This is a genomic window from Azospirillum agricola (assembly GCF_020005195.1).
Classification (GTDB): domain Bacteria; phylum Pseudomonadota; class Alphaproteobacteria; order Azospirillales; family Azospirillaceae; genus Azospirillum; species Azospirillum agricola.
Map to the genome: position 1 here is coordinate 301,273 of NZ_JAIFZR010000001.1, position 13,502 is coordinate 314,774.

Sequence of the window (13,502 nt, forward strand, 5' to 3'; positions counted from 1 at the left end):
GCGCTAGACCATCGAATCCAGCTCGCGGCGGCGCGCGTCCGACAGGCCGAGGCGGGAGGCCAGATAAGCGAGATACTGGCGGTCGACCTCGCTGCCGCCGCGCACCGCCAGTTCGGAAGCAAGATAGATCTGCTCGGCCGTCTCCGGATCGCGGGCCTCGCGGACGATGTCGTCCATCGGCCTCGGGGCGCGCAGTTCGGCCTCGACGATCCGGCGGTCCTCCGGCTCGGCCTGGGCCGCGTCGAGGCTGTCGAGGATGCGCCGCTGCTCGTCGGGCGAGATGCGGCCGTCGGCGTTCGCCGCCGCGATCATGGCGCGGATCAGCAGAAGCGCCTTGGCGTCGCCGAGGTCGGGCTCGGGCTCCGGCGCGCCGCCGCGCAGAACCCCGGCCAGACGGTCGCCCAAGCCACCGGCAAGACCGCCGGCGGCCGATCCGCCCGAAGCACCACCAAGCGCGCCGCCCATGATGCCACCCAGGCCGAAGCGGTCGAGGATGCCTCCCAGCGGCCCGCCGACCGTCGAACCGGAAGGCGTCCCGGGGAAGGGTCCCGGTGCCGGGCCAGACGCCGACGGGTACGGACCGGGGGCGCCGCGCTGCTTCTGGCCGTCCTGATAGGCCCGGTAGGCGAGATAGGCCAGCGAGGCGAGCCCCGCCTTCTGGAACAGCCCCATGCCGCCGGCCGCCGGCGGAACACCGTGGCCGTAATGGCCCTTCTTGAACGCCTTCTTGCCCTTCTTGCCGAGAAGCAGGGGCATCGCGGCGGCGAAAGCCGGTCCCCGGCCGGTGCGGCCGGCCATCCCGTTGGCCAGGATGACGCCGAGGACTTTGCTCAGGTTGCTCATCGCTCTCTCTCCCGCTGGGTCTGGCCCGCCGGTCCTGGAGCGGTCGCCCCCCGCCACAGGACCGCCACAGGACCGGGAGCAGAAGAGATGGGGACGTTTCGGGCGGTTGAAACCCGGCGCCCCTTCAAGAGTCCTGGAGCGGATCGGCGGCGGGCTCGATCCGGTAGGCGCAGCGCCGCGCCCCGGCCAGGATGTGCTCCATGCGCCGCACGCGGGCGCCCCGCCCGATCACCGTCTGGAAGACCGACAGTTCGGCGCGGCAGAAATCCTGGCAGGCGGCGGCGGCGGCGCAGATCGGGCAGTGGTTCTCGACAAGGAACAGCGCGCCATCCGCCTCCTCCCCCCATTCCGCCATGTAGCCTTCGCGGTCGCGGATCGCGGCCAGACGCGCGACGCGGTCACCCAGCCCGGACACCCCGGCCAGTTCGGCCTCGTAGGCCGCCGTGGCGTCGGCCTCGCGCGCCGCGATCAGCGCATCGAGCGCCGGCGGCCCGAACTTCGCCTGGACGGCCTGGAGCAGTTGCACGGCCAGCTCCGCGTGGGCGTCCGGAAAGCGGTCATGCCCGGCCTCCGTCAGCTGCCAGAGCTGGGCGGGCCGCCCGACCCCGCGCGGCTGGGTCCGCGCCTCCGCCAACCCCTCCGCCGCGAGCTTGCCAAGCTGCTGGCGCGCGTTTTCCGGCGTCGTCCAGAGCGCGCGGCCAAGGTCGGCCGTGGTCTGCGGGCCACGGGTCTTCAGGAGGGTCAGCAGCCGGTCGGCCACCGGACGCGGCGACCAGCCCCCATTTTCCAAGTCAAAACTTGACATATTATCCCGCAACCAATAAACCAAGAACGCACTTGGAAATCTAGCCGTTCGGCCTGCCCGAGTCCATGGGGCATGGTTTGCGGACCGCTCTATGGATCGGTCCATGGCCGGACGGCTTCACGGTAAGGAGGAAACGATGACCGCTGCGTTCGTTCTGCCCGACCTGCCCTACGCCCCGGACGCGCTCGGGCCGGCGATGTCGCTGGAAACCATGACGCTGCATCACGGCAAGCACCACGCGGCCTATGTCGCCAAGCTCAACGAGCTGGTGCCCGGCTCGGCCTTCGCCGGGCTGCCGCTCGACGCGCTCGTCCAGAAATCCTTCGCCGACAAAGCGTCGCCGGCCATCTTCAACAACGCCGGCCAGCACTGGAACCACATCCATTTCTGGAGCTGGATGAAGCCGAACGGCGGCGGATCGGTGCCCGGCGCGCTGGAGACGCGCCTGATCGACAGCTTCGGCTCGGTCGCCGCCTTCAAGGACGGCTTCGTGAAGGAAGGGGTCGCCCAGTTCGGCTCCGGCTGGGTCTGGCTCACCGAGGAGGCGGATGGGCGGCTGGCCCTGATGCGCACGCCGAACGGCGAGAACCCGTTGGCGCACGGCCGGCACGCGCTGCTGGGCTGCGACGTCTGGGAACACGCCTATTACGTCGACTACCGCAACCGGCGTCCCGACTATCTCGCCGCCTTCCTGGACCAGCTCGTCGATTGGGACGCCGTCGCCTCGCGCCTGGGGCAGGCCCCGGCCGCCTGAGCCCGGCGAAGCGCCCGGCACGAGGTCTCCGAAGCCGGACGGTGTGTCGCACCCTGCGGCCATGGAAAGCCCGGCCGGGCTGTGCCACCCTCGCGCCGCCGCTCAGCCGCCAGCCACGGCGGGGGCGGCGGAGCGGCCCGGCGGCTTCCACTCGCCGAGGAAAGCACGCAGGGGCTCTGCGAAAGGGTGCGCCATGGAATATGACGTGATCGTGGTCGGCGGCGGTCCGACGGGTTTGGCCTTCGCGCGGTCGCTCGCCGGCAGCGGCCTGCGGCTGGCGGTGGTGGAGCGGCAGCCGCTGGACACGCTGGCCGATCCCGCGCCGGACGGGCGGGAAATCGCGCTCACCCACCGCTCGGTCGGCATCCTCGGCGACCTCGGCGCCTGGGCGCGGCTCGACCCCGCCGACATCGCGCCGTTGCGCGAGGCGCGGGTGCTCAACGGATCGTCGCGCTTCGCCCTGACCTTCGGCGGGACGGGGAGCGGCGCGGACAGGCTGGGGCAACTCGTCTCCAACCACCGCATCCGCCGCGCGCTGTTCCAGACGACCGAGGGGCAGGACGGCCTGACGCTGCTCGCCGGCCAGACCGTGACGGACGTCCGCACCGACCGGGACCGCGCCATGGTCCGCCTGTCGGACGGGCGGAGCCTGACGGCGCGGCTGCTCGTGGCATCGGATTCACGCCTTTCGGAGGTTCGCGACCGGCTCGGCATCGGGGCGTCGATCAACCGGCTCGGCCAGTCGATGATGGTCTGCCGCGTCGCCCATGACGGCGACCATGGCGGCGTCGCGACCGAATGGTTCGAGCATGGGCACACGATCGCCATGCTGCCGCTCAACGGCCGGATGTCCTCGGCGGTGCTGACGCTGCCGTCCGCCGCCATGCGGCAGATCGCCAGCCTCGATCCCGAGGCGCTCGGCGCCGAGATCACCCGGCGCTATCGCGGCCGGCTGGGAGCGATGCGCCCGGTGGAGGAGCCGCGCGTCTATCCGCTCGTCACCACCTACGCCAACCATTTCGCCGCCACCCGCGCCGCCCTGATCGGCGACACCGCGGTGGGGATGCATCCCGTCACCGCGCACGGCTTCAATTTCGGCCTCCAGGGGCAGGCGACGCTCGCCCGCCTCGTCCGCGAGGCGGCGGCGAAGGGGCGGGACATCGCGGCGCCCCTGCTGCTCCGCCGCTACGAGATGACCCACCGGCTGGCGACGCGGCCGCTCTACACCGCCACCGCCCTCCTCGTCGGTCTCTACACCAACGACCGCCCGCCCATGGCCCTCGCCCGCCACGCGGCCCTGCGCGCCGCCGCGCACCTGCCGCTGGTGCGCAGCACGGTGACCCGGATGCTGATGCAGCACTGACGGCGAGGCTTCGCCCTCCGCGTCACTCCGGAACGAGGGCGGCGGCCTCGCGGTCGCGCGCGTCGGCGCTTTGGGAAAGCCCCGCCCTCACGGCCACCCGGTCCTCGGCGCCGCGGTTCTGGCTCATCTTGCGCTTGGCCTCAATCCGGGCGATCGGCATCCGCACCCCGACGATCCCGCGCAGTTGCGCGGCGATGAAGTCGGGCGGCGCGTCGCCGACCGCCCATGGCTGCGGCCGCGCACCCTCGTGGTGGTCGGTCAACCGCGCGACGACGGCGAGCAGCCGGTCGGCGTCCTCGAAGAACTCGACCGGGCCGTGGGCATGGACCGTCACGTAGTTCCAGGTCGGAACCACCTTGCCGTCCCGGCTCTTGCCCACGTACCAGGACGGGGTGACGTAGGCGTCCGGCCCCATGAAGATCGCCAGCCCATCACCGGCCGGCGGCTCCCTCCATTGCGGATTGGCCTTCGCCACATGCCCGTAGAGCGTGCCCCACTCCCCCTCGCCCGCGTCGAGGAACAGGGGCAGCGGCGTGCACATCAATCCCCCGGCCGTGGCCGTGACCAGATTGGCGAGCCGGGCGGCGCGCATCGTCTCGTGGATGGCGGACCGGTCGGTCTCGCGGAAAGCCGGGGGTGTGTGCATTCGGGCCTCCTTGACGGGTTGGAGTATCCCTGAAAACCGGCCCGTCCGAAACAGCGGGATCGGCGCGCCGAGGGAGAAGGATGCGCCGGCAATCGCAGCCCGGCCGCTCCCGATCGGCAAACAGCGCGGATCAAGCTGGGCCGGTTACATCAAGCTGTCACGCAAACGCTCTACCATCGGTGCCAGACACGGGGGGTTGGCCGCCCCTCCGCCATCCCGACATGGCCGGCATCCGTCGCGGACGGCGCCGCGCCCGAACCGCTGGAAAGCCAGAATGTCCGATCTGTCCAATCCCTCCCGCCGGAAGGCCCTGCAACTGCTGGCCGGCGCGCCGATGCTGCCGCTCGCCGCCTCCCCGCTGCTGGCCGGGTTCGGCAGCGCCGCCATCGCCGCCACCCCGGCGGCGGGCGCGCGCTTCGCCTCCGCCTCCTTCACCGGCATGGCCGCCCCGACGCTGAGCAACCCCGCCGCCATGGCGACCACCACCGTGGGTTCCAGCCTCTCCGTGAGCTTGAGCGACGGCAGCACGCAGACCTTCAAGCTGGCCTACGAACCCTTCTTCATCACCGGCGACATGGTGTCCGACGGCAAGGGCGGCACCATCCTGGCCGGCGGCTACGTCGACATCGACGGCAAGCCGATCATCGACCGGTCGGTGCCCGGCAAGGAGCGGCAGATCTTCTCCGATTCGCCGGACGGCACCTCGCTGCTGGCGCTGCCCAACGCGACGGTTCCCGGCATCAAGGGCAAGGCGGTCTTCGCCGTCGTGCAGTTCGAATACACCACCAGCAACCAGGCCGGCGCCGACACCTACGGCACGCTGCCCTCGCCGATCGCCGTGCTGACGCTCGACCAGGATCAGACCACCGGCAAGCTGACGCTGGTCCAGTACCACAACGTCGACACCTCGAAGGTCCATGGGTTGTGGATCACCTGCGGCGCCAGCCTGTCGCCGTGGAACACCCACCTGTCCAGCGAGGAGTACGAGCCGGACGCCGCCTTCATCGAATCGAACAAGCAGTTCAAGGCCTACAGCGCCAACCTCTACGGCGACGAGACCAAGGCCAACCCCTACCATTACGGGCACCTGCCCGAGGTGACGGTCAACCCGGACGGCACCGGCTCGGTGAAGAAGCACTTCTGCATGGGCCGCATCTCGCACGAGCTGATCCAGGTGATGCCGGACAACCGCACGGCGCTGATGGGCGACGACGCGACGAACAGCGGCCTGTTCCTGTTCGTCGCCGACCGCGAGAAGGATCTGTCGTCGGGCACGCTCTACGTCGCCAGGATCGGCGAGGGCTTCTCGATCGACCCGGCCGCCGCCGGCGCCGCGCTGTCCTGGATCAAGCTCGGCCACGCCACCAGCGCCGAGATCGAGGAGATGGCCGGCAAGCTGAAGCCCGCCGACATCATGACCGTGCTGAAGGAGGATCCCAAGGACGACTCCTTCACCAGGATCTTCTTCAACGGCGCGGCCAACTGGGTGAAGCTGAAGCCCGGCATGGAGAAGGCGGCCGCCTTCCTGGAAACCCACCGCTACGCCTACCTGATGGGCGGCAGCATGGGCTTCACGAAGATGGAAGGCACCACCGTCAACATCAAGGACAAGGTCGCCTACTCCGCCCTCCAGAACATCGTCGATTCGATGGTCAAGGGTGGCAAGGGCTGGAACGCCGCCAGCGGCATCGCGCTGGAGAAGCCGCTGGTCGCCGGCGGCATCATGGCCCACGATCTGGCCGGCGGCCAGAAGGACCAGACCGGTGCCGCGATCGACAGCGAGTGGGTGCCGGTGCGCACCAAGGCCCTGCTGGTCGGCGAGGACATCCCGGCCGACGCGCTGGGCAACCTGGCCAACCCGGACAGGATCGGCAACCCGGACAACCTGAAATTCTCGGAAAAGCTGCGCACGCTGTTCATCGGCGAGGACAGCGGCAGCCACGTCAACAACTTCCTGTGGGCCTACAACGTCGACACCAAGGCGCTGTCGCGCCTGATGTCGATCCCAGCCGGCGGCGAGTCGACCGGCCTGCACGCGGTCGACGAGCTGAACGGCTGGACCTACATCATGAGCAACTTCCAGCACGCCGGCGATTGGGGCAAGACGCTGCACAGCAAGGTGCAGGCGACGCTCGATCCGCTGGTCCGGGCGAACTACAAGGACCGGTTCGGGGCCGCCGTCGGCTACCTGACCGCCGAGACCACCAGCGTCCAACTGTCGAAGGCCTGACCCTTGGCGAATCCCCTCTCCCCTCGTGGGAGAGGGGATTCGCCTTGCCTTCATCAGCGCCCTACCGCCGGATCGCCACGCCCACCGCGCGGCCGACCGCCGACGGGATGACCGAGCCGTGGGTCTCCCCGGCGAAGGACACGAACTCCACGGCCGGGCCGCGCGGCGCCAGGGCGGCCAGCCGCCCGGCCAGCTCGCGGGCGTTCTCGACCATGCGGGCCGCCCGGCGCCGCTCCTCGACAGCCGGATCCGCGGCCGGGCCGGAGGGCGAAACCAGCTCATGCTCGCCGACCGTCACCAGCAGGCTGCGCGTCGCGGCGTCGGCCGGCAGGGCGGCGGTGAAGCGGCGCTCCGATTCCAGCACGGCCCTGCCATGCCACCAGATCGACGGGCTGGCGGCGACGTAGCGCTGGAAGCCGCCGGAGCGCGTGAACAGCGCGTGCAGCACGCACAACCCGCCATAGGAATGGCCGAACAGCGTCTGGCGGGCGCGGTCGATGCGGAAGCGCCGCTCGATCTCCGGCTTCAGCTCGTTCTCGATGAAGGCAAGGAAGGCGTCGGCGCCCCCGGTCCCCTCCGGCGCCCCGGCGGCCGGTGGCGTGTAGTCCCGCGCCCGCCGCGCCAGATCGAACGGCTTGTCGGTCGGGTAGCCGATGGCGACCACCACGGCGGGGGGCGGCGCCATCGCGGCACCGCGCGCCCCGGTCACCCGCATCGCCTCCACGGCGGTGCCGAAGACGCTGTTGCCGTCGAGCAGATACAACACCGGGAAGCCTTCGGGCGGCGCTTCCACCTCCGGCCAGGCCACGAAGACGCGGTGGGGCCGCGCCGGATCGCCGCCGGCCAGCCGGTCCCACTGGGCCGTGCGGGACAGCGTCACCGCCGCCTCCGTCGCCGGCTCCATTCCCGTTTCCGGGGCGGCGCGGGCCGGAATCCCCGCCAGGGACAGGCCCGCCGCCGTGGCCGCCATCATCCGGCGCCGCGTCGGCGCGGGATCACTCATCATTTTCAACGCACTCCTGCCAGCACCATCAGCGCTTGCCCAAAATAGCAAGCGGTGGCGCCGGAGCAACGCGCGACCTTCATTTCCGGCGATCTTCTCAGATTTTTCCCGGATCGCCCGCCGCCGCGTCTCCGGCGCGGGCGAGGATGCGGCGTGCCTTGCGGGCCACCGCCTCGTCGATCATGCGGCCATCGACCACGCCGACCCCCTTGGCGCTCTCGACCAGGATTCGACGGGCCTGGGCGACGGCCTCCGCGTTCGGGGTCAGCGCGGCGTTGATCGCGGCAACCTGCCCCGGATGGATCGCCGCCTTGGCGCCGAAGCCGAGCGCCAGCGCGGCCTGCGTCTCGCGCGCCAGCCCCTCGGCGTCGTTCAGGGCGAAGAATGGGGAATCCACCGCCTCGATCCCCGCCAGCGCGGCGGCGTTGACCAGCCGGGAGCGCGCCGCCAACAGCGGCTCCCAGGCCGTGGCGCAGCCGAGGTCGGCCGACAAATCGGCGGCGCCGAAGAACAGCGCGGTCAGGCGCGGCGAGGCCTGGGCGATGGCTTCCACCGCCGCGACGCCGCGCGCGGATTCGATCAGCGCGACCAGCGGCAGCGGGCAGCCGGCGCCGCTCAGCAGCGCGTCGATCCAGCGGACCATCTCGGCGGATTCGGTCTTCGGCAGGATCAGGACGTCCGGCCGGACCGGTGAACGCGCCAGCGCCAGCAGATCCTCCAGCCCGTCCAGCGTCACCGGGGCGTTGACGCGCAGCGCCCGCTGGATCGGCCGGGCCGGCGCCGTCGCCAGCGCCTCCAGGGCCAGCCGGCGGGCCGCCGCCTTGTCGACCGGGGCGACGGCGTCCTCCAGGTCGATGATCAGCACGTCGGCCCCGGCTTCCGCCGCGCGGGCGAAACGCTCCGGCCGGGTGGCCGGGGTGAACAGCCAGCTGCGGCGCGGCACCGGGGCCGTGGTGACCGCGCTCATGGCGCCACCAGGATTTCGGCGGTCATGGCGACCCGGCCATCGGGATCGAGCGCCCAGGCCTCCACCAGCTCTTCCCCGTCGCCGGCCCGGCGGGCGGCGTGCAGGGTGAAGGGCCGGGTGTCGAACAGCGGCCGGCGGGCGCGGAAGCGGAAGCCGGCCGGACGCCGCCCCCCGGCGTTGCGCAGGAACAGATCCATCAGCAGGGTCGCGGTCAGCGGCCCGTGCACGATCAGCCCCGGATAGCCCTCGACCTCGCGGCAATAGGGGCGGTCGTAATGGATGCGGTGGCCGTTGAAGGTCAGCGCCGAATAGCGGAACAGCAGCACCGGATCGGGGGTGACGGTGCGGCTCCAGTCGGGCGCCGGCATCGCCTCGGCGGCGGCGGGCGGCGGAACCGCCTCGCCCGGCTTGGCGGCCTCGCGGTAGGCGATGTCGTGGCGCTCGCGCACCGCGACGCCGGCCTCGGTGGCGATCTCGTGCAGAACCTTGACGAACACCATGTCGCCGGAGCGGCCGGCCTTGTGCTCCACCGATTCGATGGTGGAAGTGCGGCGCAGGCTCGCCCCCACCGGGATCGGGGCGAGGAAGCGCAGGTCGCCGCCGGCCCACATGCGGCGCGGCAAAGGCACCGGCGGCAGGAAACCGCCCTTGCGCGGGTGGCCGTCCTCGGCGATGGCGTGCTGCGGCGCGCGCGGCAGGAAATAGAGCCAGTGGCCGAGCGGCGGCACCTCCCCCGCCGGCCAGGGCGGAGTGTCATGGTCCAGCGTCGCCGCCAGACCGGCCAGCGGGGCCGCCGTGGCGCTGTCGGCCTGCTCCTCGACCCCGCCGACCCAGTCCTTCAGGTGCTCGAAGCCCATCATCCGTCCCCACGCAGGATCTTGCCCGGATTCATGATGTTGTGCGGATCGAAGGCGCGCTTCAAGGCCGCCATCATGTCCAGCTCGACCGGCGACTTGTAGCGCGGCATCTCGTCGATGCGCAGGCGGCCGATGCCGTGCTCGGCCGAGATCGAACCGCCGAGATCGACGACGATGTCGTGGACGATGGCGTTGACCGCCGCCAGCCGCGCCCGCCATTCGGCCGGATCGCCGTCCTCGGCCTGGATCGGGTTGTAGTGGATGTTGCCGTCGCCGAGATGCCCGAAGGAGAAGGGCCGGATGCCGGGGAACGCGCGCTCCAGCGCCGCGTCGGTGCGGGCGAGGAAGCGCGCCACCTTGGAGATCGGCACAGAGACGTCGTGCTTGTAGGACACGCCCTCGCGCTTCTGCCCCTCGGGGATGCCCTCGCGGATGCGCCACAGACCGTCGGCCTGCGCCTTGGAGGCGGCGACGACGCCATCCAGCACCTCGCCGGCCTCCAGCGCGGCCTCCAGGATGCCCTCCAGCATGCCGGCCAGGCGGTCGCCGGAATCCTGGTCTGCCAGCTCGACCAGCACGTACCAGGGGTAGCGGTCGCCCAAGGGATCCGGCACGTCCGGCACATGGCGGCGGGCGACGTCGATGCACAGACGCTGGATCAGCTCGAAGGTGACGATGCGGTCGCCGACCATGCCCTTGGCGCGCGACAGCAGATCGACCGCGTCGCTCGGCGCCGACACCGCGACCAGCGCCGTGGCGGTGGCGCGCGGCAGCGGCGACAGCTTCAGCACCGCCGCCGTGACGATGCCCAGCGTGCCCTCCGACCCGATGAAGATCTGCTTCATGTCGTAGCCGGCGTTGTCCTTGCGCAAGCCCCGCAGCCCGTCCCAGATCCGCCCGTCGGGCAGCACCACCTCCAGACCGGCGACGAGGTTGCGCATGTTGCCGTAGCGCACGACCTGCACGCCGCCGGCGTTGGTGGCGATGTTGCCGCCGATCTGGCAGCTCCCCTCGGCCGCGAGGCTCATCGGGAACAGCCGGCCGACGTCGCGCGCGGCGGTCTGGATGTTGGCGAGGATGCAGCCGGCCTCGACCGTCATCGTGTCGTTGTCGATGTCGATCTCGCGGATGCGGTTCAGCCGGTTGGTCGAGACGACGATCTCCGACCCGTCGGCGTGCGGCTGGCTCGCCCCGGTCAGGCCGGTGTTGCCGCCCTGCGGCACGATCGGCGTGCGCGTCTCGGCGCAGATCCGCACCACCGCCGCCAGCGCCTCCGTGCTGTCGGGCAGCACGACCAGCGGCGAGCGGCCGACCCAGCCGTCGCGCCAAGATTCCATGAAGGGCTGCATGGCGCCGGGGTCGGTGATGATTCCGCGCTCGCCGACGACGGCGCGGATCGGGTCGAGCACGCGCGCCGCGAAGGCGGCCGGGTCGGCGGCGAGACTGTCCTTGGGCATGCTGTCCTGGGCCATGGGGGGTGTTCTCCCTGGGCTGCGACACGCGCGTCACAGCGCGCGGTAGGCCGTCTTGATGATGGTGTAGAACTCGATGGCGGAGCGCCCCTGCTCGCGCGGGCCGTAGCTCGACATCTTCCGGCCGCCGAACGGCACATGGTAGTCGACCCCGGCGGTCGGCAGGTTCAGCATGGTCATGCCCGACTGCACGTTGGCCTGGAAATGCCGGGCGTGCTTCATCGAGTTGGTGATGATGCCCGACGACAGGCCATAGTCGGTGTCGTTGGCGACGGCCAGCGCCTCCTCGTAATCCCTCACCCGGATCACGCTGGCGACCGGGCCGAAGACCTCCTCGCGGTTGATGGTCATGGCGTTGCTGGTGCCGGTGAACAGGGTCGGCGCCAGGAACCAGCCGCGCGTCGGCCGGTCGAGCCGGGTTCCGCCGGCCGCCACCTCCGCCCCCTCGCGCAGGCCGCTCTCGATGTAGCCGAGATTCTTGGTGAGCTGGAACTCGTCGATCACCGGGCCGATCTGGGTGTCGGGCAGCAGCGAATGGCCGACGCGCAGCGCCGCCATCCGTTCGGTCATCGCCGCGACGAAGGCGTCGTGGATCCCGTCCTCGACCACCAGCCGGCCGGTCGCGGTGCAGCGCTGGCCAGCGTGGAAATAGGCGCTGTTGACGGCGATGTCGGCAGCGCGCCCGGGGTCGGCGTCGGCCAGCACCACCAGCGGGTTCTGGCCGCCGAGTTCGAGCTGGACGCGGACCATCCGCTCGGCGCAGCGCACGGCGATGCGGCGCCCGGTGTTCACCGAGCCGGTGAAGGACACCGCGTCCACCGCGTCGACCACGGCGGCGCCGACCTGCGGCCCGGCGCCGACCAGCATGTTGAACAGGGCGGTCGGCATGCCGTGCTCGGCCAGCGCCTGGGCGACGATGCGGGTGACGGCAACCGAGATGCCGGGCGTCTTCTCCGACGGCTTCCAGACGATGGCGTTGCCGAAGGCGAGCGCCGGGGCGATCTTCCACATCGGCGTGGCGACCGGGAAGTTCCACGGCGTCACCAGCCCGATGACGCCGACCGGCTCGCGGGTGACGTCGACCTCGACGCCGGGCCGCACCGAGCCCAGCGTCTCGCCGGGCGCCCGCAGCGCCTCGGCGGCGAAGAAGCGGGCGAGATGGCCGGCGCGGGTGATCTCGCCCAGCGCGTCGGGGATGGTCTTGCCGCCCTCGGTCGCGGCGATGCGGGCCAGCTCGTCCTTCCGGTCGAACAGCGCGCGGGAGATGCTGTCGAGCACCAGCGAGCGCTGCTCGACCGTCGCCGCGCGCCAGACCGGCTGGGCGGCGCGGGCGGCGGCCACGGCGTCGCGCACGTCGTCGGCGGTCGCCAGCGTGTAGGAACCGGCCAGCTCGTCGAGGTCGGACGGGTTGCGGATGTCGAGCCGGTCGGCGCCGCGGCGCCAGGAGCCGGCGACGAAATGGGTGTCGAGGGACATGTCGGTGCTCACTCCGGAGAATCGGTTCTTTTGGCTGGCGGGTTTGGTCGGCGGGAGGTGGGGATAGGGGGCAACCACGACCCCTACCCCCGCGCCACCCGCTCCTTGAGCGCGGTCAGCGCCCACAGCGTTTCGATGGTCGGCACGGGCACGCCGCGCCGTTGGGCGAGGTCGATGACGGCGGTGACGATCGGGTCGATCTCCATCGTCCGTCCGGCCTCATGATCCTGGAGCATGGAGGGCTTGTGGCCGGGGACCCCGCTGCCCCGGCGCAGCCGCTCGTCGATGTCGTCCTCCAGCGCGACGCCCCAGGCGCGGGCGACCTCCAGGCACTCGCGCATCAGCCGGCCCTGGACCGCCGCCATGCCGGGGGCCTCCTCCATGGCGCCCATGGTGGCGCCGGTCAGCACGCTGGTCGGCCCGACCGCCATGTTCAGCATCAGCTTGCGCCACAGCGGCACCCGGATGTCGGCCGGCAGGCGGGCGGTCACTCCGGCTTCCGCGAAGGCGGCGGCCAGCGCCTCCAGCGCCGCCGCGTGGTCGCCGGGGCGCGGCGCGCCGAAGGCCAGCACCGGCATCGCCGTGTGGGCGACGATTCCCGGCTCGACGATGCGGGCGGGCAGCACCTCGATGACGCAGGCGGCGACCCGCTGCGGCCCGATGGCCGACCACGCCGCCCCGCCGGGATCGACCACCTCCAGCGGCCCGGCCGGGCCATTGGCTTCGGCGTCGTCGCCGGCGCCATACATGTACCACCAGGGGATGCCGTTCTGCGCCGCCACCACCAGCGTGTCCGGCCCGCACAGCGCTGGCAGCGACGGCGCCAGGGCCGACAGCCCGTGCCCCTTGACGGTGACGATCACCACGTCCTGCACCCCGAGGTCGGCGGCGTCATCGCTCGCCGGCGGCCGGCAGAAGCGCTCGCCCTGCGGCGATTGCACGGTCAGCCCGCGCTCGCGGATCGCCGCCAGATGGGCGCCGCGCGCCAGCAGCGACAGGCTGTGCCGTCCGGTCGCGGCGAGATGCCCGGCCAGCGCGCCGCCCACGGCGCCGGCCCCCACGATGGCGATTCGCATGCCCATATCC

General features: G+C 71.7%; 12 protein-coding genes. 3 read left to right on the forward strand and 9 right to left on the reverse strand.

Going from position 1 to position 13,502, the window contains the following annotated elements; all coding sequences use genetic code 11:
- Positions 1-3: 3 nt before the first annotated feature.
- Together JN22_RS01225 and JN22_RS01230 are read right to left on the reverse strand one after the other, a co-directional pair.
- On the reverse strand, positions 4-843 hold the full coding sequence (locus JN22_RS01225; protein ID WP_085552166.1) for a tellurite resistance TerB family protein: 840 nt from the start codon (positions 841-843) through the stop codon (positions 4-6).
- Positions 844-967: 124 nt separating this feature from the next.
- Entirely contained in the window at positions 968-1,648 is a 681-nt protein-coding gene (locus tag JN22_RS01230; protein ID WP_085552167.1) for a helix-turn-helix transcriptional regulator, read from the reverse strand.
- A gap of 136 nt (positions 1,649-1,784) precedes the next feature.
- On the opposite strand from JN22_RS01230, the gene JN22_RS01235 reads away from it, so the two are divergent.
- Positions 1,785-2,402 (forward strand): superoxide dismutase, encoded by a 618-nt coding sequence (locus tag JN22_RS01235; RefSeq protein ID WP_085552168.1) that lies wholly within the window; start codon positions 1,785-1,787, stop codon positions 2,400-2,402.
- Positions 2,403-2,595: 193 nt separating this feature from the next.
- Positions 2,596-3,765 (forward strand): 5-demethoxyubiquinol-8 5-hydroxylase UbiM, encoded by a 1,170-nt coding sequence (gene ubiM / locus JN22_RS01240; protein ID WP_085552169.1) that lies wholly within the window; start codon positions 2,596-2,598, stop codon positions 3,763-3,765.
- Positions 3,766-3,787: 22 nt separating this feature from the next.
- Here ubiM and JN22_RS01245 read toward each other — a convergent pair whose 3' ends face one another.
- The gene (locus JN22_RS01245) at positions 3,788-4,411 is read right to left on the reverse strand and encodes an FMN-binding negative transcriptional regulator (RefSeq protein ID WP_085552170.1); all 624 of its coding nucleotides are present in this window, start codon (positions 4,409-4,411) and stop codon (positions 3,788-3,790) included.
- Between the two features lie 274 nt (positions 4,412-4,685).
- On the opposite strand from JN22_RS01245, the gene JN22_RS01250 reads away from it, so the two are divergent.
- Positions 4,686-6,641 carry a PhoX family protein gene (locus JN22_RS01250; RefSeq protein ID WP_085552171.1) on the forward strand — a complete coding sequence of 652 codons (1,956 nt, stop codon included), beginning with the start codon at positions 4,686-4,688 and terminating at the stop codon, positions 6,639-6,641.
- A 61-nt stretch (positions 6,642-6,702) separates the two neighbouring features.
- Here JN22_RS01250 and JN22_RS01255 read toward each other — a convergent pair whose 3' ends face one another.
- From JN22_RS01255 to JN22_RS01280, 6 genes are all read right to left on the reverse strand, one after another.
- Positions 6,703-7,647: an alpha/beta hydrolase gene (locus tag JN22_RS01255; RefSeq protein ID WP_223677510.1), complete on the reverse strand. Its 945-nt coding sequence runs from the start codon at positions 7,645-7,647 to the stop codon at positions 6,703-6,705.
- 94 nt (positions 7,648-7,741) lie between these two features.
- Complete coding sequence (gene ripC, locus JN22_RS01260) at positions 7,742-8,611, reverse strand: itaconate degradation C-C-lyase RipC (protein WP_085552173.1); 870 nt, start codon at positions 8,609-8,611, stop codon at positions 7,742-7,744.
- A complete protein-coding gene (locus tag JN22_RS01265; protein ID WP_085552174.1) occupies positions 8,608-9,471 on the reverse strand; it encodes an FAS1-like dehydratase domain-containing protein in 864 nt (287 codons plus the stop codon). The genes ripC and JN22_RS01265 overlap by 4 nt, the downstream gene beginning before the upstream one ends.
- A complete protein-coding gene (locus tag JN22_RS01270) occupies positions 9,468-10,940 on the reverse strand; it encodes an FAD-binding oxidoreductase (RefSeq protein ID WP_396021881.1) in 1,473 nt (490 codons plus the stop codon). Before JN22_RS01270 ends, JN22_RS01265 begins: the two co-directional genes overlap by 4 nt.
- 33 nt (positions 10,941-10,973) lie before the next feature.
- Positions 10,974-12,416, reverse strand: a complete 1,443-nt coding sequence (locus tag JN22_RS01275; RefSeq protein ID WP_085552466.1) for an aldehyde dehydrogenase family protein — start codon at positions 12,414-12,416, stop codon at positions 10,974-10,976.
- A gap of 83 nt (positions 12,417-12,499) precedes the next feature.
- The gene (locus JN22_RS01280) at positions 12,500-13,492 is read right to left on the reverse strand and encodes a ketopantoate reductase family protein (RefSeq protein ID WP_179166009.1); all 993 of its coding nucleotides are present in this window, start codon (positions 13,490-13,492) and stop codon (positions 12,500-12,502) included.
- Positions 13,493-13,502: the final 10 nt, after the last annotated feature.